The sequence below is a fragment of the Paracoccus aminophilus JCM 7686 genome (assembly GCF_000444995.1).
Lineage (GTDB): Bacteria > Pseudomonadota > Alphaproteobacteria > Rhodobacterales > Rhodobacteraceae > Paracoccus > Paracoccus aminophilus.
Map to the genome: position 1 here is coordinate 124329 of NC_022043.1, position 25144 is coordinate 149472.

Sequence of the window (25144 nt, forward strand, 5' to 3'; positions counted from 1 at the left end):
AGCTTCTCGTGCGCCTCTTGTCACCGCTCACCCTTGCAACTCTGGCCCTGCCGTTTCTGGGGCCTTTGCCAGCCTTGGCAGAGCCGGATCAGGTTCTGGATCTGCCCGCCGGACAGGTTGCGATTCGGCCCAATCCCGCGTTGGACCCTGAGCTGATCGCCGTGGCGAATGGCAAGGAAATCGGCCTCGCCAGCGCCTATCCGCCGGAAGTCATCACCAAACATGGCGACAGCGTGCTCTTGCAGGTCTATTCCGGCGGCACGGCTTGCCCGACGCAATATGTCTGGATGACGCTGGATGCGAAGGGTCTGCGCGCCACCCCGGCCTTCGGGACCTGCGCCGAGGGCGTCGAGCTGCACGACACCGACGGCTTCCCGGCCGCGGTCATGCCCGGGATCGGCGCGGTGCTGGGCACCTTCCGCTATGATTTCGACGGCACGCAGGTTGTCGAGACCCCGGTCAAGGTTGAAAGCACGGGCAAGGCTGCCAAGCCGAGCGACTGGGAAGGGGCCAGCGCCTATGACGTGCTGAGTGATCCCGCGATGCAGGCCGAGTTCGGCAAGATCATGTCCGAGGCCCAGATCGGCGAGCTGCGTCAGGCCGTCGCGCTGACCTCGCCGCAAGATGAGCTACGTCGCAACGGCGAATGGATCATCGGCGGCGGCTGTCGGCCCGAGCTTTGCGATGTCGAAAGCGGCCAGATCGCGATTTCGGTCGCTGACTGGCATGTGCTCGGGGTCTTCCGCGATGTCAAAGGGCCGCATTATTACGGCGCTGAGGCCTCAGAGGTCTTTGCCGATGGCGCGGAAAGCGAGGTCGATCTGCAGGGCTACTGGGCCGTGGTCGCGATCAATGGCAAGCAGGTCTGGGAGATGGTTGATGACGAGCGCAACGGCCCCTCGGTCGAGTTCGATGAAAACGGCAAGGCCAGCGGGCAATCCTTCTGCAACCGCTGGACCGGCAAGGCCGAGACCAGCCGCAACTCGATCTCCATTTCGGGGATCGCCATGACCCGCATGGCCTGCCCGCATCAAGCGGCCGAAGCCGAGCTGATGGGCGTGCTCGAGCATCTTCACAGCTGGGCGGCGACCGATGACGGGCTTGAATTGCGCACGGAGGATGGTCATACGATCCTGATGGTGCGGCCCGGCTGATTGGTCGCATCCCGGGCCCGGATCACGCTGGCCCGGATCTCAGGGGCCCGGTCCACGGGTCGCGCACAGGTGGCGCGTCACGGCGTGGCAAAAACCCAGCGGCTTGAGGCCAGATAGATCAGGGCCGCGATCAGCGTGGTAACGCCGATCTGGGCGGCATAAAGTGGCAGGCCCGCGCGCTCGACCAAGGCCCACATCGTCAGCGAATTCAGTCCGAGTGCCACCCCATGCATCAGGCCGAAGCGGTAGGGGGCGCCGCGGCTGGGGCTGCGATGCCGAAAGGTCAGGGACCGTTGCAGCACGAAGTTCCAGATCATGCTGGCGAGATAGCAGATTGCCGCCAGAACGGCGACGCGCGGCGTCAGCCCCTGCAAGGCCCAGAGCAGCGAAAAATAGACCGCCGTCGACGAAAGCCCGACCAGAAGGAAAGTCACGACCTCGGCTGAACGAGACGCGGTCACGGCGCGTGCCTGACAAACAGCGTGCCGATCGGATTGGTCTGCACGATCTCATAATCCTGCGCCATGAACGCCAGAAGCGTCTTCAGCATCGGCTTGCCCGGATCGGTGCTCGCAAAGCCACCATCTACGCTTTGCAGCTCTTCCTGAGAGATCAGGATGTATTTCGGGCGGTATCGCGCGAAATCGGCGCTCATCTCGGCCAGCCACGCGTCGTAGAGCGGAAATTGCGGCGTCATCAGTTCGATCGCTGGGGTGATGAAGCGCGAGGCCGGAAGCCGTTCCGCGAGAAAGGGGATCTCGTAATGGGTGCCATATTGCACGATCCGATCCTCGGGCGTGCTATTGGCCGCAATCAGCGCAACCGTGGCCGCAATATCATCCTCGGCGCCGGGATAGAGGCTGGCAACCGGGCGCAACCCATGAGCGGGGATATCGCGCAGGAAATGCCAGTTGTTGGCGATCTTCATCCCTGTGCCCAGAAGCGTCAGCGCCAAGACGCCAAACAGGCCGATCTGGGCAAGGCGCGCACCTGTTCCCGGCGGGCGGATCTCCGTCGCAAGCAGGTCGATCCCCACTGCGATGAGCAGCGCCAGGACGTAGATCAGGCCCGCGATATGATAGGTAAAGCCTTTGTTTTGCACGAAATAAGACAGGAAAATCGCAGCAGCCAGCCCACCGAGCAAGGCGAGCGGATAGCGCGCCACCCGGCCACGTCGCGCCCAGAGCATCGCGCCGAGCCCGGCGCAAAGGATCATCCAATGCCACGCCCGGGCAAGGGTCATCACCAGATTGGCAATGACGGCCTGCGCGGGTTCTCCGGCATAGACTTGTGAGGTGAAGACGACGGAAAAGAGATACCAGTCATCAAGGTAACCGCCTCGCAGCGCGAGGGCGACCACGGCGGCGATGACCGCGCCAAAGCCAAGGCAGATGCTCAGAAGACGCAGCCAAAGCGCCCTATCCCGAGGCTTTCCGATCAGCCGCCGGGGCAGCAGCTCAAGCGCCAGAATGCCCACAAGGGCCGAAAGATAGGTCGGCCGGATCAGCACGGCGCAAGCCACCAGCGCACCCGCCAGCGTGAGCGCCCAGAGTTCGCGACGCGGCCCCGACATTAACGCGGTAAAGGCCGACAGGATGAAGCCCACCGCGATGATATCGCGCTCACCCGCCATCCAGCCACCTGCGGTCACATAAAGCGGCGCGATCAGGGCCAGCGCAACGAAGGGCGCGAGGCGAAAGCCGCAGAGCCTCAGGAATTGGCAGCAGGCCAGCGCGAAGATCTGCATCAACACGAAATCCGTCACGCGCCAGGCCCAGAGCCGAGGGCCGAAGACCGTTATGGCGAGCTCGTGAAGATACATCGCGCCGGGCCAGTTCATGTCGAAACTGCCCGCGTAGAAGGGCTGCCCCTTGGTCGCCATCCAGCCCATATAGTCGAATTGCAACTGATCGAGCGAAGAGGCCTGTTTGAGATACAGCAGACACAGCAGCGGCGCCGAGGCGATCCAGAGGATCTGCAGCAGACGGGCCATGGTCGCCGCGCGGGGCGTGAGGCGGACAGAAGCGAGAGAGGGGGCCGTCATCTTTCGTCCTCAGGCATGGGTGGTTCGCAAGGCAGTCACGACCCGAGAAATCCCGTTCGACAGCTCGGTCGGGCGCCAGCCCGTCGGAAAGGCCGAGCGCAGAAAGCTCATATTGCGGCCATTCGAGGGGCTCGGATCGAATTGGAGAAACAGCGGGCGCGGCACCAGCTCGCGAACCCGCTCGATGATTTCATAGATCGACGAGGGCCGTCCGCTCGACAGCAGAAGCGCCGACACGTCGGAAGCCTCGGTGCCAAGGATCTGCCGGCTGACGAATTCGCCGATGTCGTCGGCCAGCACATAATCGCGCAACGTATGCGGGCTGCCCGAAATCCGTGTTGTCTGCCCCGACATGGCATTGGCGACCAGTGCCGAAATCAGCCCCGCACGCCGCGAGGGCGAGGTGCCGTAAACCGAGGTGGGACGATAAACAAGCCGTCGCCCAAGCGACGTGGCCTCGGCAAAGTGTCGCTCTTGTGCAAGCTTGGCGATGCCATAGGGGCAGAGCGGCGCGGGGTCAGAGGACAGCACGCATTGGGTCTGCCCCTCGAACAACCCTCCCGCCGAGCTCATCATGTGAAAATCGACCCGGCGGTCGCGGGCGAAGGTTTCGGCGTGAGCGATCAGCTCGGCAAGGATCGCGGTTTCGCGGGCCATGGCGAGAGGATCCGAGGCAAAGCCCTCGATCCCGCCGCACCACAGAAAGACGAGATGCCTGCTGTGCCCGGCGGATTGTGCGACGGAAAGCCAATCGGCCCGGCGCCGTGTCGCGTCGAGCCAGTCGTAGGCAAGGACTTCGGTCTCGGGCTGAAAGCGCCGCTGGAGCGCGCGCGACACCGCCTCGCCAATCAAGCCTAGGCCGAACAGCAGGATCGTCGTCCACTCGGGCGTGGCGAGGCGAAAGACCTTCATGCTGCGGCCTTCTGCGCCCTCTCGAACCAGTCGGTCACGATCTGATCGTCCGACCGGTCGATGGTGAAGAAGGTAGGCTTGCCATGCGCGCGCAGGACGATCGACGAGAGATATTGCAGGATGATCCCCAGCATGAAAGCCGAAAGCCCGCCGAAAAAGGTGATCGCGAGGAAAAGCGAGGTCCAGCCTTCGACCTCGATGGCGCCGGGGAAAAAGATCTTCAAGAAGAGAAAATAGAGCATCGCCAGCAGGGAAAACGCCATGGCGATCAACCCCAGAAGCGCGCCGATCCGCAGCAGTTTGATCTGGCTGGAAAACACCATGCGCCGGGCATGTGACAGCAGGGACTTGACGCTATAGCCGCTTTTTCCGGTCTTGATATAGCGCTCATCCTTCATCTCGACCGGCAGCACGCCGACGCGTTTGGTGAACCAGCTTAGCGCAATATCGAGATAGGTGTCATGCGAGCAGACGCTGGCGGCGGCGCGTGCCATCGGGCCGCGGATCAGGCGGAAACTGTTGAAACTGCTGATATGATCATTGTCGGTCAGCCAGCGCATCAGCCGTTTGAACGCGCGCGAACCCCGATCCCGCAGCGCCGCCTCATGGACCTGAGACTTCGGATTGGCATAGACGATATCCGATTGATCCACCGTGGCTTTGCGCAACAGATCCGAGATCACCTCGGGACGATGTTGCAGATCCTCGTCCATGGTGACGACCCAATCGCCGGAACTGTGCAAAATCCCGGCAATCGTTGCCGGATGCTGACCGAAATTGCGCGACAGATGCAGCGCGATGACCCAGTCGTGACGGCGCGCCATCTCGTCAATGATCGCGCCCGAACCATCAATCGCGGCATCATCGGCGAAGATGACTTCGGCGAGATGAAAGGGCGCCTGCTGCCGCCTCCAGCTCAGGCGAAGCTCTGACAGCGCATCGAGAAGCCGCTCAAGATATTCGGCACCCGAATAGACCGGCACGATGACAGAGACAGCTATCGAATGGAGCACAGTCAAACACGCCGTTGTGAGGAAAAGCACAATTACTATAGGTTGACTATGATCGGCGAAGTTTCGCTGTCAACTCCCCTTTCGAAAGGCGGGCGCGCGGGAAAGTTCTCTGTGTCGGGCCATGATGCGCGAGCTCGCGGGGGACGCTGCCCGGCTTGCGTGCAATAGCTGGGATCGGCTTCAAAAATTCGGCCTGCCTAGGCCTCTGGGCGCGGCGGGATCGAGGACCACCGGTCCTGACGCGAAGTGACTTTATGGTTAACCAGATGCGAGCTGCTATAACTCGCCTTAAGCGTGCATCTGGCGTCAGTGACTGGTTCTTGAGGGCGGCAGAGACGGCGCCGCCAGCAATCGGGGGGCTGCCTGTGAAATCATCCCTGATATCGCTGGGAAAATTCTGGCGCGGCGCGCTTGCGCTCTGGCTCTTTCCGCGGGCGCGGTCCAGTATCGCCGCGGTTCAGCCAGAGAGGGACTGTCCTGATGGATTGGGAAACGCTGCTTCTGGCCGAGCGGCTGGGAGACGAGGCGCGCACCGCGCAGAGAAGCCGGTCGAGTTTCGCGCAGGATTACGACCGGATCATCTTCTCGGCGCCGTTCCGGCGGCTGGCGAACAAGACGCAGGTCCAGCCGCTTTATGAAAACGACCATGTCCACCACCGGCTGATCCATTCGGTCGAGGTGAGCAGTGTCGGGCGCTCGCTGGCCATGCGGGTCGGCCATTGGCTGGCCGATGAGCAGAAGATCCTCGAGCGGCAGGTCCCGGATCTGGCTGATGTGGTTCAAGCGGCCTGCGTCGCCCATGACATCGGCAATCCGCCTTTCGGCCATTCGGGCGAGGCGGCGATGGGCGCCTGGTTTGCCGAGCAATTCGCAGGGACGGGCGCGCTGGCCACGGCACTCGATCCCGCCTTGCATGCCGAATTCACCGATTTCGAGGGCAATGCCCAGGGCTTTCGCATCCTGACCCGGCTCGAGATGTATCGCGGCCAGACCGGCATGCGGCTGGCCAAGGCGACGCTTGGCGCTTTCACGAAATATCCGGTGACCGCCCCGGACCGGCTTGTCGTCGTGCCGGATAAGGCCACGCCTGCGCCCTATATCGGGTTGAAGAAATTCGGGATTTTCCGCTCGGATCTGCCGCAGTTTCGCGATGTGGCGCGCGGGCTTGGTCTGCCGGTGCGGATGCGGGACGGCGTGACCTATTGGGCGCGTCATCCGCTGGTCTTCCTGATGGAGGCGGCGGACGACATCACCTATAATATCGTCGATCTCGAAGACGCTTTCACCACGGGCGAACTGTCCTTTGATACGGTGCGCGACATTCTGAGCGAGGTGGCCGGGCTGCCCAAAGGGGCCGCGTCCAGCGCCGGGCGGACCGAGTCCGAAGAGATCGCCTATCTGCGCGCCCGCAGCATCGGCCGCGCGGTCGTGGCCTGCACGACGGCCTTTACCGAACACCATGACGCCATTCTTGATGGCAGCTTTTCCCGCGATCTGATCTCGGCAAGCCTGCTTGGTCCGGTGTTCGCGCGGATCCGCCAGCTTGCAGGCGAGCGGATCTTCACGGCGCCGCGCAAGACCGAGCTCGAGATCTCGGGACGCCGCATTATCGCCAATGTCATGTCGGGCATTCTGCCGGTCTATGAGGATCTGGCGCGGGTCGATTGGGACGAGGCGCGGCTCTCGGATCATTCCAAACAGCTCGTCCGAGCGCTGTCTTTGGATTTGCGCGAGGTCCGTGATGCCGAAAGCGCGCTGCATGCCTTGGCCGATTTCACCTCGGGCATGACCGACCGCTATGCGCTGCGGATTTCGCGAATGCTGTCGGGAACCTGAGCGCGCGGGGGCGCGTCACGAGGCTCAGCCGCGCGGCAGGATCAGCGCGGCCTCTTCGCCGCCGCCTTCGCGCGGCGAGAGCCGCAGCTCGCCGCCCATCTGCTCCATCACCGCCGTGACGATCGCGAGCCCGAGCCCGCTGCCCTGCGCCGAGACCCGGCTGGCCCCGCGCCAGAAACGCTCGGTCACATGCGGGCGGTCGCAATCGGGAATGCCGGGGCCGCGATCAAGCACGCGAAAGACGATGCGATCACCTTCTTGGCGCAGGCAGGTGTCAACCTCGGCGCCCGGCGGCGACGCGAGAATGGCGTTTTCCAAGAGGTTACGCAAAGCGGGTCCAAGCTGCGCGGCGCGCGTCGTCTGCCAAGGGGCAGGGGCCTCGGGCAGCGCAATGCGGACCCCGCGCGCGCTCGCCAGCCCGGCCAGACCGTCGCGCACATCGGCGAGGATGCGCGCACCCTCCTGCGCGATCCCGCTGGCCTCGTCACTTGCGGTTTCGGCAGCCGTCATGTCGAGCAATTGGCGCACCATCCGGTCGGTGCGATCGACGCCGCCGACCAACTGGCCAAGCGCGCGGCTGCGCGTCTCGTCATCCGGGGCGAGGAGCGCGATCTGCGCCTGTGTCTTCAGCCCGGCCAGCGGGGTTTTCAGCTCATGTGCGGCAAAGGCGGTGAAATTGCGCTCGCGCGCGCGCGTGGCCTCGACCCGGTCGAAAAGCCCGTTCAGCGCGGCGATCATCGGTTTCAGCTCGGAAGGCGCGGCGGTGCCGCCGATCGGGCTGAGATCGGCCGCCGAGCGCAGCCCCAGCGCGCCCGCCAGCTGATCCAGAGGCTTCAGCCCGCGCCGGACCGACATCCAGATCAACAGCGCCAGCAGCGGCAGGATCAGCAGCGCCGGGGCAAGAAGCCCGAAGGCAACCCCGTTCACCAGCTTTTCGCGCACCGAAAGCGCATCGCCGACGACGACGCGGATGCCGAGATCGGGATCGACATGGCTATAGACGCGCCAAGTCTCGCCCTCGACCCGGCGCTCGCTAAAGCCCGATCCGCCGCTTGCAAGCTCTTGATCCGGCGCTCCCTCTGAGCCGCTTTTCAGTTTGCCGTCAAAGCCCCAGACCTGACAGATCAGCTGGCGCGCATAGCTGTAACCGCCGCTGTCGGGCAGGGCTGGAACCTGATCGACCACGCTCGCCGCATCCGGTGCAACGATGCCGCCGTTGCGGCTGATGAGCGAGGCCACCATCTGCGCCGATTCCTGCAACCGGCTGTCGAGGACGCGCCCAACCTCGGTGCGGGTCGAATATTGGATCCAGATCACCGCCGACAGCCAGACCAGCCCGGTCGCCGCCAAAAGGATCACGAAAAGCCGCGCGCGGATCGAGCTCATGGCTGCAGCGCCGCAGGCAAAGCGGCCTCGCGCTCGGCGGCGACGCGGTAGCCTGCGCCGCGAATGGTCTCGATGAAGGCTGGGCCGAGTTTCGCACGCAGCTTGTGGATATGGACCTCGACCGTGTTGCTCTCGACCTCCTCCTGCCAGCCGTAAAGGCGGTCCTCGAGCCAGGCTTTCGACAAGACCGCGCCGGGCCGTTCCAGAAGCGCCTGCAGCAAGGTGAATTCGCGATGCGAGAAGCTGACCGCGCTGCCATGGATCTCGCCCTGCATCCGCGCGGGATCGAGGGTCAGCCCGTTCCAGCGCAGATGGCTGTCGGCGCGCCCCTGTCCCCGGCGCAAAATGGCGCGCAGGCGCGCGGCGAGCTCCTCAAGCTCGAAGGGCTTGCCGAGATAATCATCGGCGCCCGCATCGAGCCCGGCCACCCGGTCCCCAAGCTGATCGCGCGCGGTCAGGATGAGCACGGGCAGGAGGTTTCCCGCCCCGCGCAGCTCGCGCAGAAGATCCGAGCCCGTGCCATCGGGCAGCATCAGATCCAGCACCATCGCCTCAAACGGCCCGGCGGCAAGGGCGAGCCGCGCATCTGCGAGCGTCGCCACCGCATCGGGCGAGAACCCGGCCAGCCGAAGACCGACCGCCAGCCCGTCGCGCAGCATGTCATCATCTTCAACAATCAGGATCCGCATGGTCTCTCTTCTTCGTCATCACATCGCGAACCGTTCCAGAGCCAGCTTAAGGGTGGCTTAAGGCCGCACTGTCACCAGCCGCGCGCAACACCATGCGCCGGAACACCCGTCCGGTGCCACGGGATCCGAGATCAGAACAGAGTGAAGGAGCGAAAAATGACGGTGATGAGCAGACGGGCGCTGATGAAACTGGGGCTGGCGTCAACGGGCGCGCTGACTTTGGGCGCGCGCGCGGGCTTTGGCCATGAAAACCCGATGCCGGACGCGCTGCGTCAGGCGCTGGAACGCGCGCCCTTCGCCCCGGTTCTGGGCAATCCCGAGGGCGATGTCACCCTGACCGAATTCTTTGACTACAACTGCCCGTTCTGCCGGACCTCGGTCCCGGTGATGAAGCGTGTGATCGACGGCGACAAGAAGCTGCGCGTGGTCTTTCGCGAATGGCCGATCTTCGGTGAGGGCTCGATCTTCGCCACGAAAGCCTCGCTGGCAACGCTCAAACAGGGGAAATACTGGGCTTTCCATGAGCGGCTGATGGCGATCAAGGGCAAGGCCAATGAGCAATCGGTCATGGAGGTGGTGCGCGCGGTCGGTCTGGATGAGACGCGCCTCAAGCGCGACATGGAAAGCGACGAGGTGCTGGGCCATATCGACCATTCGATGCAGCTCGGCGAGCATCTGGGCCTTGCCGGAACGCCAAGCTTCATCGCCGGGCACGAGGGGCTTTTCGGCAAACAGGAGTTTTCGGCGATGACCGGGCTGATCGCCAAGGCGCGGACGGATCTTTTGTGATCACGCCGGGTCTCGCGCTTTCGTGTTCGCAATGGGGGGCTTGCCGGGGCGCGGCTTAAGCCTCGGTTAAGCCCGGGCCGAGAGAGCGGGGCCATGATGACACATGCGCTTTTCCCTTCCCGCTCTTTCCCCATTCTGGCCGCGATCGTGGCGCTGGTGCTGGCTTTCTCTGGTGCGCTTGCCGCGCAGGATTTCAGCTTCTCCAGCCAGCGCGGCCAGCCCCTGAAACCCGAAGACGCCTTCCGGATGGAGCTTCTCGATGCCCGGGACGGTCGCGTCGAAATCGGCTGGCAGATCGCCGAGGGCTATTATCTCTACCGCGACCAGATCCGCGCCGAGACGGCCTCCGGCGCGGCGCTGACCGTCGAAACCCCGCCCGGCACGCGCAAGGACGATCCGAATTTCGGCTCGGTCGAAGTCTATTTCGAGGATATGACCGCGATCCTGCCGCAAGCGGGCGGTGAGATCCGGCTGAGCTGGCAGGGCTGTCAAGAGGATGGCATCTGCTATGCGCCGGTCAGCCAGACCCTGTCCTTGCCGGATCTGCCCGCAGGCACCAGTGCAGCGGCGCCCCCGTCCGAGCAACCCGGCACAGGCTTGCAACTGGCCGAAGACAAGGGCCTGCTCGCAAGCCTCGCAGGCAAGGGCGGCGCGACGCTGGTCCTGCTGGCCTTTTTCGGCTTTGGCTTGATGCTGGCGCTGACCCCTTGCGTCTTCCCGATGGTGCCGATCCTTGCCGGGATGCTGGCGCGTCAGGGCGACGCGCTGACGCCCAGGCGCGGCGCGGTGCTGTCGGGGGCCTATGTTCTGGCCATGGCCAGTGCCTTCGCGCTCTTCGGCGCGGTCGCGGGCTGGTCCGGGCAAAACCTTCAGATGATGCTGCAATCGCCTTGGGCGGTCGGCGGCGTGAGCGCGCTTTTCGTGGCGCTGGCGCTGTCAAGCTTTGGCCTTTTTGACCTTCAGCTGCCTGCGGGTCTGGCTGCACGGCTGTCGGCGCGGAGCGGACAGCGCGGCTCTGTCGCGGGCGCTTTGGCGCTTGGCTTCACCTCGGCGCTGATCGTCGGGCCCTGCGTCACCGCCCCGCTTGCCGGAGCCTTCCTATACATCGCCCAGACCGGCGATATCGCTTTGGGGGCGGCTGCGCTCTTCATGCTCGGGCTGGGGCAGGGCGCGCCGCTCTTTCTGGCGGGCACGTTTGGGGCCAAGATCCTGCCGAAAGCCGGTCCCTGGATGGAGGCGATGCGGCGCATTTTCGGCGTGGTCTTTCTGGGCCTTGCGATCTGGCTGGTCGAGCGGCTGGTGCCGGGGCCGTTGATCCTCGCGCTTTGGGCGATGCTCCTCGCCGGAGTGGCGGTGTTTCTGGGCGCGCTTGACCGCGCCTCGTCGCCGGTTGGCATGGGCCAGCGCTTGCGCCAGATGTTTGGCGTCATCGCGCTCTTTGCGGCCGGACTTTTGGGCTTTGGCGCGGCGCTTGGCGGGGCGGACCCGCTGCGACCGCTGGCGCCTCTGACCGGGGCCGGTCCCGGCGTCGAGCGCATCGCCGGGCCCGCGTTCGGCACGGTGACGACACCGGATGCGCTGAGCGCGGCACTTGGCGGCGCGCCCCAGCCGAGCCTGATCTATCTCACCGCGGACTGGTGCGTGACCTGCAAGGGGATCGAGCGCAATGTTCTGCCTGATCCGGTTGTGGCCGAGGCGCTGCGCGGCATGCGGCTCATCAAGGCCGATGTCAGCGACGCCGGGCCGGAGGGACAGGCGCTGATGCAGATGATCGGCGCGGCGGGACCACCGACGCTGGTCTTTCTCGATGCCAAGGGCCGGGAGGCCCCACAGACGCGGCTGATTGGCACGGTGACGGCTGCGGGCATCCGGGCCTCAGCGGATCACGTCAGAGGGCTGAACTGATGGGCGGGCTCTCGCTTGGGCCGTTGACCCTGTCGGCAGAGCGCGCTCCGGTCGCCGCGGGGCTCATCGCGCTGATGATCGTGACGGCCGTGCTCGCGCGGCGCAGCTCGCCTGCGCTCAGCGCTTGGGCGGGCAGCGCGGTGGTCGTCGCGGCAATTACGGCGCGGCTCGGTTTCGTGCTGGGCCATGCCGGGGTTTATCTGCAAGATCCGCTCTCGATCCTGGCCTTCTGGCAGAGTGGGTTCAGCCCGCTCTGGGGCATGGCGGGTTTTGTGCTGGTCACGGCGTGGTCTCTCTGGCGCAATGCCGATCTGGCGCTGCCGGTCGCGGCCAGCACGCTGATCGCCTTTGCCTGCTGGAGCGTCGTTCATGAGCTGTCGCGCGGCGTCGATCTGGCCCTGCCGGAGGGGCTTCATCTGACCAGTCTCAACGGCGACCCGGTCAGGCCTGCGGAATGGCGCGGCCGCCCGATGGTCATCAATCTCTGGGCCTCGTGGTGTCCGCCCTGTCGGCGCGAAATGCCGATGATGGCCGAGATTGCCGCGCAAGAGACCGAGGTCGATCTGCATTTCGTCAATCAAGGCGAGGGCGCGGAAGCCGTGCGCCGCTATCTTGCTCAATCGGGCGCGGTAATCGCGCCGGTGATGGATCCGGGCGGCGAGATGATGCGCCATTTCGGGGCCATGGGCCTGCCCGCGACACTGTTCATCGACGCCAATGGCCAGATGCAGGCCGCCCATATGGGAGAGATCTCCCGGGCGCAACTGCTTGCTGGCATTGAAGATTTGAAGGATGTTCTGCCATGACGCCACGCCTGTTTCGCCGAAGCGCGCTGGTCGCGACCCTGCTTTTGCTGGCGGCCTGCGCCAGCCCGCCGCAACCCGAGCCACCGCCTGCCGCGCCGCAATTGCCGCCCGAGGTCGCGGCCCATTATGCCGGGCTGGTCGATGCGGGGATCGAGATCCCTGCGGTGCCCGCAAAATATCTCGCCGACCGCAATATCCGGCGCGAGGTCGATTATTGGAGCGATGAAAAGCCCGGAACTGTCATCGTCGATCCGTGGCAGCGGTTTCTCTATTACGTCCAACCGGGCAACCGCGCGATCCGCTATGGCGTGGCCGTTGGCGATGAGGGCCGCGCCTTTGCCGGGACCGCCCATATTCCCTATAGCCGCGACTGGCCAAGCTGGATCCCGACCGAGAATATGATCCGCGAATTCCCCGATGTTTATGGCCCTTTGCGCAAGGGGATGGAGGGCGGCCTGATGAATCCGCTCGGCGCGCGGGCGCTTTATCTGCACAAGGGCAACCGCGACACCTTCTATCGCATCCATGGCACGACAGACATGGCCTCGATCGGCAATGCGACCTCTGCCGGCTGCATCCGCATGTTTCATCAAGATGTGATCGAGCTTGAACGCCTCGTCCGATCGGGCGCGCGGGTCGTGGTGCTGACGGAAGAGGAAAGCGGCAAGGGCACCGTCAACCCGGCCCATGAGGCGGTGGCGCAGAGCGCGGGGGAGGCCGTCTCGCTGCTGTAACCGTAAGCAAGGCGGTCCGGGCGCTTATGGCTCGGGCCGCATCTCAAGGCCGGCTTTGAAGAGATTCGTGCCTTTGATCGCGCTTGTCCTTAAAAGCCGACGCAAAACAGGGACCGCAGGTGCTGGGGATCAGCTCCCGCTTTCGGTTGCGACATGGGCCCGTTGGGCAAGGCCGCGCCCCAGCGAGATATTTTCGCCCGCAGTCTCATGGATGATGATGAGAAGGTCGTCAGGCGAAATCCCCACTGCGTCGACCACCTTTGCATTCAATGCCTTGAGCAGAGCCAGACGCAGCTCTTTCGGTCGGGAAATGAAAGTCAGCTCCAGCAAGATCAGCTCGTTGGAATAGCTGATGCCGAGAAAGCTTGGCGTGTGAACGAAGCTTCCTTCGGGCATGACATGGACCAAGCGGAAATAATCGTCAGCCGGAACATTCAGCGCCTCCTCCAGCGCCGCCTGAACCGCAAGGCCGACTTTCTCGAGACGTTCCACCGTATAGGCGCCGTGATGAACGTGAATTTTCGCGATGGGCATGGCGATTTCCTTCTTGGCCGGTGTGCGAGGATCTAGGGGAGATCGGCCAAAATGGCGAGAGGGCGAGCGGAAAGAGAGCCCACCCCCTCCAAGGCGAAAAAGGATGTAACCATGATTATGTCATCAAACTACCCAAACGCCCGCTCTGACGTGCGAAGCTCAGGCGGCGATCGGTTGAGGAAAGGGCCTGATTGGCTCCGCGTCGGGGGTCGCAGCGAGCCCGCGCCAGACCAATCGCTGTCGCCAGGAAGGCGCGTTTTGATCTGGGCGATCCACACGGATATGCATCCCCCGGGTTTCGTCCCGCAAAAGCGCGGCCTCCGCGCCGCGCTGCGCCATGAAGCTCATCCCAAGCAGTTCGCGCAATTTCAGCAAATCTCGCGCGTTTTCTGGAAGAGAGACGCTTGCAAGCGTCGCCCGAAACCCTGAAGCCAGCGCCGCGGTCGCCGCGAGTCCCTGCGCCGTGCGAAACCCGTTGCGTGACAGCGGCAGAACCTCGTTTTGCAGCGCCGCCAGAAAGGCTGCCTGCTCAAAACGGCCCGCTCCATCTTCGGGCTGCCACAGTGCGGAACCGGGGTCGTTTCCGCCGATCTCGCCCGCATGTTTAGCGGCCGCCGTGCCTGCCCATCGGCCCGAGGACAGTGCCCAGGAAGCATTGACCGAGCCCGCGCCCGAGGAGGCGCCGACCAGCATCTCACGCGAGGCGGCATCGCCCGCGACCCAGAGACCGGGCACGCCGGTGCCGCAGGCCTCATCAGCGACAAGCACCCCGCCCGAGCCCCGGACAGAGCCCTCAAGCATGGGCTCGACCTCGAATTTCTGGGTGAAGGGATCAATGCCCAGCCGGTCGAATTGCGTGAAGAGATTGGGCTGACCTGCACGCAGCACTGGCCAGCGCTCGCGCGGAACCTGCGTGAACTGGCAATAGACCGGACCCTCCGCAAAGCAGGCCGCCGCTGCAATGCCCATCACGCCATATTGCGAGGACCAGCCGAGATTGACCTCGCGCCCCGAGGCATCGAAAAAGCTCGATTGCAGCAGATAGCCGTTCTTGTCGACCGATCCGCCGACCGGAACGATGCCGTAGTAATTCGAGAACTCCATGCCCGACAGCGCCGCCCCCGCCTCGGCAGCCATCAGGACGGAATCGCCGGTATTGACATGGCCGCCCAGACAGCCGCTGCGAAAGGCGCAGCCCCCGGCCGCCAGAACGACGGCGCGGGCCGAGATGCGCCAGCGCGCGTCATCGCGCAAAAGCACGCCCTCGGCCCCGGCAATCGCCCCGCTGGGGGTTCGGCGCAGCGTGAGCGCGGGCGCATGGTCGAGGATGGTCACCCCGGCGCGGTGGATCATGCGCCGCATTTCCTGAAGATAAACAGGCCCTTGCAGCAGGATCTGGCCGCCCTGCGCGCCGCGGTAGCTGGCGTCTCCGCCATAGCCGCGCGCGCCCGCGAATTCGGGCCAAGTCTGCCAGGTTTCGGCAAGCACCCGCGCCATCCACTCCCGCTCGCCAAGATCGCAGCCGTCGAGGTTCTTGGCGGCCATGGCGGCCTCGCGGCCTTCGGGGGGCACCCACCAATGGCCGATCGTCGCTGCCGCGCCGACGCCCGAGGTGCCGCAATAACCTTTGTCCACAAGGATAACGCGCGCGCCTGCGCGACGTGCTGACAGCGCGGCCCAGGTCCCGGCGGGACCGCCGCCGATGACCAGCACATCGGTTTCAAGATCAAGCGGTTCGCCCGTAAAGCGCGGCAGGCTCATGGCTGTAACTCCGATCCGTTTGCATCCACCCGGCCAAATTGCGCCGCGCGTGGCTGGCCCGGAGGCACCCGGCCCGGTGCTGCCGCTTGCGCCTGCGAGAGCGTCAGCGCCGCTGCGAAATCGCGCGGCGGTTTGCGGCCTTTGCCCCAGCCCAGCCGGGCGCGATAGCTGCCCATGATCCCCGAGGCGATCAGGGCCGCCTCATCGGGCAGACGTGCGGGCGGTAGCGGCGCGCGCTCCGCCGCGACAAAGAGCGCATCGGTCGGGCAATGGGCCTCGCAGAGAAAGCAGGTCTGGCAATCTTCTTGCCGCGCGATCACCGGCAGGCCGTCCTCGGCGCGGTCAAAGACATTCATCGGACAGGCCTTGATGCAGACATCACAGGTCACGCAGCGGGTGGCAGAGACGAGCTCGATCATGCGACAGGCTCCAGCGTGGTAGGCAGGTGCTCAGCAGGCTCTGGCTCGACCGAAAGCCCATGCAGAAGCCGCCCGCGCAAGGCCGAGAAGGCGGCGGATTCGCGCAGCCTTGGCCGGGGCAGATCGACGGTCACCACCTCATGGATATGGCCGGGGTCGGGCTGCATGACGACGATGCGGTCGGCGAGATAGATCGCCTCTTCGATGTCATGGGTGACGATCAGGATCGAGACGCGATGACGCTGCCAGATCTTGAGAAGCTCTTCCTGCAACCTGGCGCGCAACAGGCTATCAAGCGCGCCGAAGGGCTCGTCCATCAGCACGATCCGGGTTTCGACGGCGAGCGCGCGTGCAATCGCCGCACGCTGCGCCATGCCGCCCGAAAGCTGACGCGGGAAGCTCTCGGCGAAATCGGCCAGCCCGACCAGCGCAATGTAATCGCGGGCGCGACGGCTGCGCTCGGCTGCGGGCAGGCCCAACGGTTCCAACGCCAGCTCGACATTGCCGCGCACCGTCAGCCAGGGCAGCAGCCGGTGGTCCTGAAAGACCATGGCGCTTTCCTGCCCGGCCCGGGTGATCTCGTGCCCGGCGATGCGAATGGTGCCGCTGTCGGGCCGCTCGAGCCCCGCGATGGCGCGCAGAAGCGTCGATTTCCCGCAGCCCGACGGGCCGATCAGCGCGACGATCTCATGTTCGGCCAGATCGAGGTCGATCTCGTCCAGCGCCCGAAAGCGGCCGGTGTCTAAGGTGAAGCTCTTGCTGACCGCGCGCAGGCGCAAAAGCGGCGAGGCACTGCTCATGGCTCAGGCTCCCTTGTTGAAATGGTCGATCAGTTGGGTCGATCCGGCATGCAGCAGGACCCCCACCCCGGCGAGCGCGAGGACACCGACGAGGGTGATATCCATGCGGAACTGATCGCGGGCATTGGCGATATAGCTGCCAAGGCCGCGCCCGTTGCCGATCGCATATTCCGCGCCGACTGTCCCGATCCAGGACGAGAGCGCGGCGATCTGCACGCCGGTCGCGATCGAGGGCAATGCCGCGGGCAGATAAAGCGCGGTGATCTGGCGGCGGCGCGAGAGGTTGAGGACCGCGACGACCTCGCACAGGTTTCGCGGCACATTGCGCACGCCCTGCTCGGTCGCGAAGACCATCGGAAAGAAGGTCGCCAGCGCGATGAAGACGATCTTGGCGCTTTCCGAACTGCCAAACCACAAAGTCAGCAGCGGGATCCAGGCGAAAAGCGCCACCTGACGGAAGGCGTTGATCGTCGGCGAAAGCGCCGCGCCAAGCGGTCGGATCAGCCCGAGCCCAAGACCAAGCGCCAGCCCGGCCGCGCCTCCGATCAGCCCGCCCGCGACAAGGCGCAGGAGGCTCGCGCCCAGCCCCGCCCAGATCTGGCGTCCGTCGGGATCGCTGAAGGGCACCCGCAGCACATCGAGCGGCGAGACCGCCATCGGCCCGTTCAGCGCGCCGCCCGCCGATGCAGCGGCCCACAGCGCGACGAGGCCCGCAGGCAGAACAAGGCCCTTGAGGGTCAGCTCAGACATCTTCGCCCATCCTTGCCCGCAAAGCCCGCTCGGTCAGCCGGAGCAGCTGGTCCAATGCGACGCCGCTGACGCCGACCACGATCATGCCGACCAGCACCATATCCATCTGAAAGAGGCTGCGGCCCCAGATCATCAGATAGCCAATGCCCTCGGTCGCCGCGAGCATCTCGCAGGTCACCAGCGAGACGAAGGCTTGCCCCGAGGCCAGCCGCAGCCCGCCAAAGACCATGGGCACCATCGCAGGCAGCCGGATGCGCAAAAAGCGCGCGCGGGCCGAAAGCCCCAGCACATCGCCAAGCTCGGCAAATTCACGCGGCACCGCGCGCCAAGCGTCGCGCGTGGCAATGGTCATCGGCACGAAACAGGCTTTGGTCAGGATGATGATCTTGAGCATCTCGTCGATGCCGACCAAGAGGATCAGCACCGGGATCCAGCCAAGCGCCGGCACGGCCGCAATCGCGCGGAAACTCGGGCCAAGCCACTCTTCGGCCTGACGCGAGGCCCCGAGCAGAATGCCAAAGAGAAAGCCCAAAGCACCCCCGACAACCAGCCCGATCGCCAGCCGCCAGGCGCTGATCCTTATCGCGGCGGTTAGTTCGCCGTCCCGGGCCAGCTCGATGAAGGTCTGGATCACCCGGGCGGGCGCGGGCAGGATCTGCGGCGCGACAAGGCCAGAGCTCGCCGCGCCCTGCCACAGGACCAGAAGTCCGACCGGGGCCAGCGCGGCCAAGGGCAGCGCGCGGAAGGTGCCCCGAAGCCGCGACGGCATACGGGCGGTCCAACCGCCCGATGCCTGTCCAGTTTGCGCGATGAGGCTCATTGCGGTTGCCTCACTTGGCCTTCGGGCCGTCGCGCTCGGGCCAGAGCTTGTCGAGCCCGGTGGTCGCAAGCGCTTTGTCAAGGAAGCTCGCATCGGTCCAGGCGGTCAGATCGGGCGCCTTGCGGACCAGCTTCTGCTCGGTCGCAAAGGCCAGCGCGCTTTCATAGCGGTGCCGGAACGCCCCATCGAGACGCGGATTATAGGCCAGCTCGAAATTCGTATCGGCATTGGCCTTGGCGAGCAGCGCGACCGGGGTTCCGGCGCGGCTCCAGATCTGGAAGACCTCATCGCGGTTGGCCGGATCAGAGACCCAGGCGGCGGCGCGAACATAACCCTCGACCACCTTTTGCGTGGCATCGGGATAGGCGTCACGGAACGCGCGCGAGACGAGGAAGCCGCCAAAGCCGTTCACCGATGTATCGTCGCGCGCCGAGCTGAAGATCACCTTCGCCACACCCTTTTCCTCAAGCGGCAGCAGGAATTCCGCCCCGAAGACCGCGTCAACGCTGCCCGCAGTGATCGCGGCCAGCTGATCGGCGTTCTTGAGATCGACCAGCGTGAAATCCTCGGGATTGACCCCGGCGTGTTTGAGCGCCTCAAGCGCCGACCAATGGATGATCGTGGCCTTTTGCAGCGCGACTTTCTTGCCCTTGAGATCGGCGAGCTTCTCGATCCCCGACCCCGGCCGGGCCACGGCAAAGACCGTCGTGCCCTGGGTCGAGGCAAGGATCAGCGTATCAAGCCCGCCCGCCTCGCCGACGATGTTCGGCACGGCGCCGTAAGAGGCGAAATCGATCTGTTTATTGGCAAAAGCCTCGTTGATCGCGGGGCCGGTGCCGGTGAAATAGGTCCATTCCAGCGTCACGCCGGTGTCCTTGAACTCGTCGGCGATAAAGCCCTTGGCATCGGCGACCGCTTGCAGACCAACCCCGAACGGCGTGCCGAAGCCAAAGCCGACATCACCAAGGCGGATCGTCTTCGGATATTCCTCTGCGGCGGCGGCGCTCAGGGAAAACGCGGCGGCGACCGAGGCCATGACGATAAATTTGCGAAGCATGTTCACTCCAGGAAACATTGTCTTTCGCTATATAGACGACATCATAGATTGATTTTATCAATGATTAACTGTGAAGGCGTCCCAGTTTGACCGAAACCCGTTGAACGCGTCGGCAGAGGCAGGAGAATTTCTCTGGTTCTACCGCGCGTGGGAGAAGCTTTCTCTTCGCCCAGAACTCGCAGGTCCGGCGGGAACAGAGCGCCTCGTCGGTTCCCGTTAAGGCTGAGTCGGAGCCGGTCTCAGAGCGCGAGATGCTGCGCGCACCACTCCCAAACCGCCTGAGCCGCCTTGCGCGGGGTCGCGCTGCGCTTGCGCAGAAGGATGTAATCCGGCCCGATGACGCGGCAGCGGTCCATGACCTGAACCAGCCGCCCGGCGGCAAGATCTCCGACCACGAAGGCGCGGCAGGCCAAAGCGACCCCCTGCCCGGCCATCGCCGCATCGAGCGCCAGAGCGGTCTGGTTAAAGGTCGCGCCGCCAACCGGGCCGGGGCTGTCCAGAAAGGCGCGCCAATTGTCATGCGCATCCTTGAGCAAGGGCAATGCCCGCAGATCCTCGACGGAAAGCGGCAGATCTCGGCCGCTGACCAGATGCGGGCTCGCGACCGCGATCAGCTCTTGGCGGAACAGCAGGCGGGTTTCAAAGCTGGCCGGTAAGGGCGCACGCGTCTGACGCACGGCAAGATCGACCTGATCGCGGTCGAAATCCGACAAGGCTTCGGTTGCGATGGTGCGCAGCTCGATCCCCGGCAATTCGGCGCTGAACTCGGCAAGTTTCGGGATCAGCAGCCGCGCCGCGACCGTGGGCGTCACGCTGATCGTCACCTGCTCGGGCCGCGCCAGCAGCCGCGCAGTCGCCTCGGTCATCCCGTCGAAGGCCCGGCTGATCTCGGCCAGATAGCTGGCCCCCGCGGCTGTCAGAGCCAAACCGCGCGGCTGGCGGAGGAACAGGCTCTGGCCGAGGTGGTCCTCCAAAAGCCGGACCTGCTGCGCGATGGCTCCTTGCGAGACGCCAAGCTCTTCCGCCGCGAGACGGAAGTTCAGCCGCCGCCCCGAAACTTCAAAGGCGCGCAGGGCGTTGAGCGGAGGAAGGTTGCGACGCGACATCACCAAGACCATAGATTCTCTACAGTCTGGCACCATTCCTTCTGGCGCGAAAGAGCGAAGCGAATCGTGTAGACCGATCCTCAGACAACGAAGGGAGATCAGCATGGCAAAAGTTGCTCTTATCACCGCAGGCGGGTCCGGCATGGGCGCCGCAGCCGCGCGCAAACTGGCGGAGGACGGTTACCATGTCGCGGTCCTGTCCTCTTCGGGCAAGGGCGAGGCTTTGGCCCATGAGCTTGGCGCCATCGGCGTGACCGGCTCGAACCAGTCGCAAGATGATCTCAAGCGGCTCGTCGATCTGGCACTGGAAAAATGGGGTCGGATCGACGCGTTGGTGAATTCCGCCGGACACGGCCCGCGCGCGCCGCTACTCGAGATCACCGACGAGGACTGGCATCGCGGCATGGAGGTCTATTTCCTCAGCGCCGTGCGTCCGATCCGCTTGGTAACGCCGATCTTCGAGGCGCAGGGAAAAGGCGCCATCGTCAACATCTCGACGGCCTGGGTCACGCAGCCCTCGGCGCTTTTCCCGACTTCGGCGGCGTTCCGGGCGAGCCTTGGCACCTTCACCAAGATCTATGCCGACGAATATGCCGCGAAAAACATCCGCATCAACAATGTCCTGCCCGGCTGGATCGACAGCCTGCCCGCGACCGGCGAGCGGCGCGACAGCGTGCCGATGCAGCGCTACGGCACCGCCGATGAAGTCGCGGGCACCATCGCGTTCCTTCTGTCGGATGCCGCCGGATATATCACCGGCCAAAACCTGCGCGTCGACGGCGGGTTGATCCGCTCAGCCTAAGAACCATCTGAAATCATAGGAAAAACGCCCTTCCCTTTTGGGGAAGGGGTGGCTCCGCATGTCTGAAAGCTTCCGCATATGTCACCCGCGACTGTGGCGCTCGCCGCGCTTGGCCTCATTTGGGGCAGCAATTTTATCTATATGAAATGGGCGACCGCGCTGATTTCGCCGATGCAGGTCGTGTTCCTGCGCGTGCTCTTCGGCTTCCTGCCGCTGGCGCTGGTGGCTTGGCGCACCGGAGCGATCACCCGCAGCCAACTGCGCCACCTGCCCCATTTCGCAGTCATGTCGGTGCTTGCCACGAGCTTCTATTACTACGGCTTCGTCGCGGGCACGGCGCTCTTGCCGACGAGCATTGCCGGTCTGCTCAGCGGCGCGATCCCGATCTTCACTTTTCTCGCGACGCTGTTGTTTCTGCGCGAAGATCCCCCGACGCGGCGCATGGCTTTGGGGATCGCTTTGGGCTTTCTCGGCATCATCCTCAGCGCGCGGCCCTGGCAGGGTTACGCCTCTGTCTCGTGGCAGGGCGTGGCTTGGATGCTCGGCGGAACGCTGAGCGTCGGCGGCTCGTTCGTTTATTCCCGCCGCTTCCTCTCGCCACTGCAGTTGCCGCCGCTGGCGCTTGCGACATGGCAGACGGGCCTGGCCAGTGTGACGCTGTTCGCGCTGACCGATCTGACTGGAATCGGGGCGCTCGGCACGGATCCTCATGCTTTAATTGGCGTCGTGCTTGGCTTGGGCGTGTTGGGGACCGGGCTGGCCTTCCTGATTTACTATTTCATCATCGACCGGCTTGGCCCGGTGACGGCAGCGGGGGCGACCTATATCGCGCCGGTCGTGGCCGTGGTCATCGGTGCGCTGGTCGGAGAGCCTATCGGCGCGGTCGAGATCATCTCTCTTGGGCTCATCCTCGGCGGCGTGCTGCTTTTGCAAACCGGGCAGAGCCAGCCTCACCCCAAGAGGCGCGTATCCGCGTAACTCCGGGGCTCGGGTGCGGCGGCAAAAACCACGCGGTCCGGCCAGGGATTGCGGCCCTCGCGCAGCCAGAGCAGCGTTTCCTGCCAGAACCCCGCCTCATGGCTGCTGTGGAAAAGCTGGAAATGCCCGATGCTTTGGCGCCCGAAATCGGCGGGATCAAGGCGGACCGCCCGGCGCGCCGCACCCCGGTAATAGCCGAGCGCGCGACGCACGGCGGGCAAGGTTCCAAACTCGTCATCCGACATGATGACCGCCAGAATTTCGGCCCGCACCGCCGCCATCCGGGCGAGAACATCCGGCCGTGTCGCGGCGGGATGGCTCAGTTCAAAACGTGGACGGCGGAAGGCCCATTCATAGGCGACCCCGGCCGGAAGATCTTCGAGCCAGCCCAGACGCTTGCCCGGAAAATAGCCGCAAAGCGCGGTCAGTGCGGGCATCACCAGATGCCATTTGAGCCAGAGCGTTGCCCGGCAGCGCGGCGCATAATCGCCCGGCCAAGCATATTGCGCGCCAACCGTCAGCATCCGGTCGATCTGATCGGAGCCAGCGGCAAGACCGGGCAGAAAGCCGCCAATGCTGTGGCCAACCACCGACAAAAGCCCCGCGCCCGGCCGCTCGACCATGAAGCGCAGGGCGGCGGCGAAGTCTTTTTCGCCCCAGTCGCGCCAGAGATAGCCCGAGCCGCGCAACCGCTCCGGACGCGAAAGGCCGATGCCGCGATAATCCCAGGTCAGCACCTCGAAGCCATGCTTCGCCAGAAAGGCGGCATAGCGATGGTAATAGCGCGCAGCGACCCCGGTCGCCGCATTGATGATCAAACGCCCGGCGCTTGGGCGGCGCGTTTCCCACAAATGGCCATGCAACCGCACGCCATCCGCACATTCCAAAACCACCGGACGCATCAGACGGGCACCCCATAAAACCCTTGTTTTCATAGGGCGTAGCATAGCAGCCCGGCCAGTTGAGTATATTCACTGGTCAGTATACATTGAGCCATGGACAAGGCCCCGCCCCCCAGCTCGACCCGCGACCGTCTGCTGCAATCCGCAGGCGCGCTCTTTTATGCCCAAGGCATCCGCGAGATCAGCATGGATGCGATTGCCGAAGCGGCGGGGGTGACCAAGCGCACGCTGTATTATCATTTCCGCAGCAAGGACGATCTGATCGCGGCCTGGCTTGAAATGCGCGACCAGCCCAATCTCGCGGCCTTTCAGCATTGGTTCGCCAAGGCGGAGGGCGCGGTGCCCGAAAAGATCCGCGCGATTTTCGACCATCTCGCACGATCCGCGCGCCGCCGCAGCTGGCAGGGCTGCGGCTTTCTGCGGGCCTCGGTCGAGCTCGTCAATCTGCCGGGCCATCCGGCGGTGGTCGCGGGGCGGCTTCACAAGAAGCGGGTCGAGCATTGGCTGGAAACCGAGCTCGCCGCCGTCGCGGGGGTCGAGGCGCCGCAGCTTGCCCGACAGATCATCCTGCTCCTCGATGGCGCCTTTGCGGTCGTGCTGCTTCATCGCGATCCCGCCTATTTCGAAACCGCCGGAGAGGCCGCCGCGACCCTCATCCGCTCCACCGCCCATAACCGTCAGGGCGACGCACGCGAGAACAGATAACCTCGCGTCAAAACCCGGCTGATCCGCATATTTTTCCTTTTTGTGCGATAGGTGTAGGGAAGACGCATTAATATTGCCCCGCCCCCCCGCTTTCGGTAGTCAGGCACGACAGAATCGTTCGCTGCCTTGCAGCAAGGGATTGCGGTGACTGTCATGCAACTGACAGGCAGACGGACCGGAGGAGGCCATATGCTTGATCTGACGAATATTCGCGATGAGCTGCGCGCCCATTACGATCTCGCCCCGTCGATGGAGCTGGCACAGTCGATGTCAGAGATCCATGCGCGGATGGGCCGGGTCATGCCGATGATCGATTGGGCCGTTCATGCGCCCTATGTCGCGGCGATCAACAAGCTCAAGCGCGAGCGCAATGCCGTCATTCTGGCGCATAACTACATGACGCCGCAGATCTATCACGGCATTGCCGATGTCGTGGGCGACAGCCTGCAACTCGCGATCAAGGCGACCGAGGTCGAGGCCGAGGTCATCGTGCAATGCGGCGTGCATTTCATGGCCGAGACCTCGAAGATCCTCAATCCGGCCAAAACCGTGCTGATGCCGGATATGGAGGCTGGCTGTTCGCTCGCGGAAAGCATCACCGCCGAGGGCATTGCCCAGATGCGCGCGATGTATCCCGGCGCGCCGGTGGTCAGCTATGTCAACACCACCGCCGAGGTGAAAGCCGCCTCGGACATCTGCTGCACCTCGGCCAATGCCGCCCAGATCGTCGCTGCGATGGAAAGTGACACCGTCATTATGACGCCGGACAAATGGCTGGCGCAGAATGTCGCCAATCAGGTGCCGCAAAAGCGCGTGGTCTGGTGGGACGGGGCCTGCATCGTCCACGAGCAGTTCACGGCCCAGGATCTGCGCGATTTCCGCGACTGGAACCCGGGGCTGAAGATCATCGCCCATCCCGAATGTCCGCCTGACGTCGTGGCAGAGGCCGATTACGCCGGCTCGACCGCGAATATCCAAAGCTGGGTCGAGACCGAGCGTCCGAAGCAGGTGATGCTGGTCACGGAGTGTTCGATGGCCTCGAATATTTCGGACAGCCTGCCCGATGTCGAATTCCTCGGCCCCTGCAATATGTGCCCCTATATGCAGAAGATCACGCTCGAAAAGGTGCTGTGGTCGCTGCATACGATGACCGGCGCAGTCGAGGTCGATCCCGAGATCGCCGCCCCTGCGCGCCTCGCCGTCCAGCGGATGATTGATCTGTCCAAGCGTCTGGCGGGCTGA

Annotated in this window: 25 protein-coding genes; 10 read left to right on the forward strand and 15 right to left on the reverse strand. The window is 64.6% G+C overall.

Translation table 11 applies throughout. The annotated features are described in order from the left end of the window. Positions 1 to 8: 8 nt before the first annotated feature. Positions 9 to 1154: an META domain-containing protein gene (locus JCM7686_RS23705; protein ID WP_020952948.1), complete on the forward strand. Its 1146-nt coding sequence runs from the start codon at positions 9 to 11 to the stop codon at positions 1152 to 1154. A 77-nt stretch (positions 1155 to 1231) separates the two neighbouring features. On the opposite strand, the gene JCM7686_RS20620 is transcribed toward JCM7686_RS23705, so the two are convergent. Genes JCM7686_RS20620 through JCM7686_RS20635 form a run of 4 tightly spaced genes read right to left on the reverse strand, consistent with a single transcriptional unit; the run spans position 1232 to position 5123 of the window. Beyond that, positions 1232 to 1615, reverse strand: coding sequence for a GtrA family protein (locus JCM7686_RS20620; RefSeq protein ID WP_020952949.1), 384 nt, complete (start codon positions 1613 to 1615; stop codon positions 1232 to 1234). Continuing rightward, entirely contained in the window at positions 1612 to 3198 is a 1587-nt protein-coding gene (locus JCM7686_RS20625) for a hypothetical protein (RefSeq protein ID WP_020952950.1), read from the reverse strand. The genes JCM7686_RS20620 and JCM7686_RS20625 overlap by 4 nt, the downstream gene beginning before the upstream one ends. A gap of 9 nt (positions 3199 to 3207) precedes the next feature. Beyond that, positions 3208 to 4110, reverse strand: a complete 903-nt coding sequence (locus JCM7686_RS20630) for an NAD-dependent epimerase/dehydratase family protein (protein WP_020952951.1) — start codon at positions 4108 to 4110, stop codon at positions 3208 to 3210. Further along, complete coding sequence (locus JCM7686_RS20635) at positions 4107 to 5123, reverse strand: glycosyltransferase (protein WP_158442390.1); 1017 nt, start codon at positions 5121 to 5123, stop codon at positions 4107 to 4109. Before JCM7686_RS20635 ends, JCM7686_RS20630 begins: the two co-directional genes overlap by 4 nt. Positions 5124 to 5603: 480 nt before the next feature. Here JCM7686_RS20635 and dgt point away from each other — a divergent pair, with 480 nt between their 5' ends. Next, positions 5604 to 6959, forward strand: a complete 1356-nt coding sequence (gene dgt / locus JCM7686_RS20640; protein WP_020952953.1) for a dGTP triphosphohydrolase — start codon at positions 5604 to 5606, stop codon at positions 6957 to 6959. A 24-nt stretch (positions 6960 to 6983) separates the two neighbouring features. Here the strand turns inward: dgt and JCM7686_RS20645 are convergent, their stop codons facing one another. Further along, positions 6984 to 8345, reverse strand: coding sequence for an ATP-binding protein (locus JCM7686_RS20645; RefSeq protein WP_020952954.1), 1362 nt, complete (start codon positions 8343 to 8345; stop codon positions 6984 to 6986). After that, positions 8342 to 9034 carry a response regulator gene (locus tag JCM7686_RS20650; RefSeq protein WP_020952955.1) on the reverse strand — a complete coding sequence of 231 codons (693 nt, stop codon included), beginning with the start codon at positions 9032 to 9034 and terminating at the stop codon, positions 8342 to 8344. The genes JCM7686_RS20645 and JCM7686_RS20650 overlap by 4 nt, the downstream gene beginning before the upstream one ends. Positions 9035 to 9190: 156 nt before the next feature. Between JCM7686_RS20650 and JCM7686_RS20655 the strand changes: the two genes are divergently transcribed. The 4 genes from JCM7686_RS20655 to JCM7686_RS20670 all read left to right on the forward strand — a co-directional run bounded on the left by JCM7686_RS20655 (position 9191) and on the right by JCM7686_RS20670 (position 13268). Next, on the forward strand, positions 9191 to 9823 hold the full coding sequence (locus JCM7686_RS20655; RefSeq protein ID WP_020952956.1) for a DsbA family protein: 633 nt from the start codon (positions 9191 to 9193) through the stop codon (positions 9821 to 9823). Between the two features lie 93 nt (positions 9824 to 9916). Continuing rightward, entirely contained in the window at positions 9917 to 11728 is a 1812-nt protein-coding gene (dsbD, locus tag JCM7686_RS20660) for a protein-disulfide reductase DsbD (protein ID WP_236635914.1), read from the forward strand. Beyond that, positions 11728 to 12534: a TlpA disulfide reductase family protein gene (locus JCM7686_RS20665; protein WP_020952958.1), complete on the forward strand. Its 807-nt coding sequence runs from the start codon at positions 11728 to 11730 to the stop codon at positions 12532 to 12534. Before dsbD ends, JCM7686_RS20665 begins: the two co-directional genes overlap by 1 nt. Continuing rightward, positions 12531 to 13268, forward strand: a complete 738-nt coding sequence (locus JCM7686_RS20670) for a L,D-transpeptidase (protein ID WP_020952959.1) — start codon at positions 12531 to 12533, stop codon at positions 13266 to 13268. Before JCM7686_RS20665 ends, JCM7686_RS20670 begins: the two co-directional genes overlap by 4 nt. Before the next feature lie 129 nt (positions 13269 to 13397). On the opposite strand, the gene JCM7686_RS20675 is transcribed toward JCM7686_RS20670, so the two are convergent. From JCM7686_RS20675 to JCM7686_RS20710, 8 genes are all read right to left on the reverse strand, one after another. Then, positions 13398 to 13802, reverse strand: a complete 405-nt coding sequence (locus tag JCM7686_RS20675) for a tautomerase family protein (RefSeq protein WP_020952960.1) — start codon at positions 13800 to 13802, stop codon at positions 13398 to 13400. Positions 13803 to 13961: 159 nt separating this feature from the next. After that, positions 13962 to 15563, reverse strand: coding sequence for an FAD-dependent oxidoreductase (locus tag JCM7686_RS20680; RefSeq protein WP_020952961.1), 1602 nt, complete (start codon positions 15561 to 15563; stop codon positions 13962 to 13964). Further along, positions 15560 to 15982 (reverse strand): 4Fe-4S dicluster domain-containing protein, encoded by a 423-nt coding sequence (locus JCM7686_RS20685; protein ID WP_020952962.1) that lies wholly within the window; start codon positions 15980 to 15982, stop codon positions 15560 to 15562. The genes JCM7686_RS20680 and JCM7686_RS20685 overlap by 4 nt, the downstream gene beginning before the upstream one ends. Next, positions 15979 to 16782, reverse strand: a complete 804-nt coding sequence (locus JCM7686_RS20690) for an ABC transporter ATP-binding protein (RefSeq protein ID WP_020952963.1) — start codon at positions 16780 to 16782, stop codon at positions 15979 to 15981. Before JCM7686_RS20690 ends, JCM7686_RS20685 begins: the two co-directional genes overlap by 4 nt. 3 nt (positions 16783 to 16785) lie before the next feature. Further along, positions 16786 to 17532 carry an ABC transporter permease gene (locus tag JCM7686_RS20695; RefSeq protein WP_020952964.1) on the reverse strand — a complete coding sequence of 249 codons (747 nt, stop codon included), beginning with the start codon at positions 17530 to 17532 and terminating at the stop codon, positions 16786 to 16788. Then, positions 17525 to 18352, reverse strand: a complete 828-nt coding sequence (locus JCM7686_RS20700; RefSeq protein ID WP_020952965.1) for an ABC transporter permease — start codon at positions 18350 to 18352, stop codon at positions 17525 to 17527. Before JCM7686_RS20700 ends, JCM7686_RS20695 begins: the two co-directional genes overlap by 8 nt. 10 nt (positions 18353 to 18362) lie before the next feature. Continuing rightward, positions 18363 to 19409 (reverse strand): ABC transporter substrate-binding protein, encoded by a 1047-nt coding sequence (locus JCM7686_RS20705; RefSeq protein WP_020952966.1) that lies wholly within the window; start codon positions 19407 to 19409, stop codon positions 18363 to 18365. Positions 19410 to 19648: 239 nt separating this feature from the next. Further along, positions 19649 to 20521: a LysR substrate-binding domain-containing protein gene (locus tag JCM7686_RS20710; RefSeq protein WP_148292709.1), complete on the reverse strand. Its 873-nt coding sequence runs from the start codon at positions 20519 to 20521 to the stop codon at positions 19649 to 19651. A 91-nt stretch (positions 20522 to 20612) separates the two neighbouring features. Between JCM7686_RS20710 and JCM7686_RS20715 the strand changes: the two genes are divergently transcribed. Continuing rightward, positions 20613 to 21317 (forward strand): SDR family oxidoreductase, encoded by a 705-nt coding sequence (locus JCM7686_RS20715; protein WP_041528334.1) that lies wholly within the window; start codon positions 20613 to 20615, stop codon positions 21315 to 21317. Positions 21318 to 21395: 78 nt separating this feature from the next. After that, positions 21396 to 22295 carry a DMT family transporter gene (locus tag JCM7686_RS20720; RefSeq protein WP_020952969.1) on the forward strand — a complete coding sequence of 300 codons (900 nt, stop codon included), beginning with the start codon at positions 21396 to 21398 and terminating at the stop codon, positions 22293 to 22295. On the opposite strand, the gene JCM7686_RS20725 is transcribed toward JCM7686_RS20720, so the two are convergent. Beyond that, positions 22268 to 23197, reverse strand: coding sequence for an alpha/beta hydrolase family protein (locus JCM7686_RS20725; protein WP_020952970.1), 930 nt, complete (start codon positions 23195 to 23197; stop codon positions 22268 to 22270). The two genes, JCM7686_RS20720 and JCM7686_RS20725, sit on opposite strands and share 28 nt — an antisense overlap. A gap of 93 nt (positions 23198 to 23290) precedes the next feature. Between JCM7686_RS20725 and JCM7686_RS20730 the strand changes: the two genes are divergently transcribed. Together JCM7686_RS20730 and nadA are read left to right on the forward strand one after the other, a co-directional pair. Further along, the gene (locus JCM7686_RS20730) at positions 23291 to 23902 is read left to right on the forward strand and encodes a TetR/AcrR family transcriptional regulator (RefSeq protein ID WP_020952971.1); all 612 of its coding nucleotides are present in this window, start codon (positions 23291 to 23293) and stop codon (positions 23900 to 23902) included. Positions 23903 to 24091: 189 nt separating this feature from the next. Next, positions 24092 to 25144, forward strand: a complete 1053-nt coding sequence (gene nadA / locus JCM7686_RS20735) for a quinolinate synthase NadA (protein ID WP_020952972.1) — start codon at positions 24092 to 24094, stop codon at positions 25142 to 25144.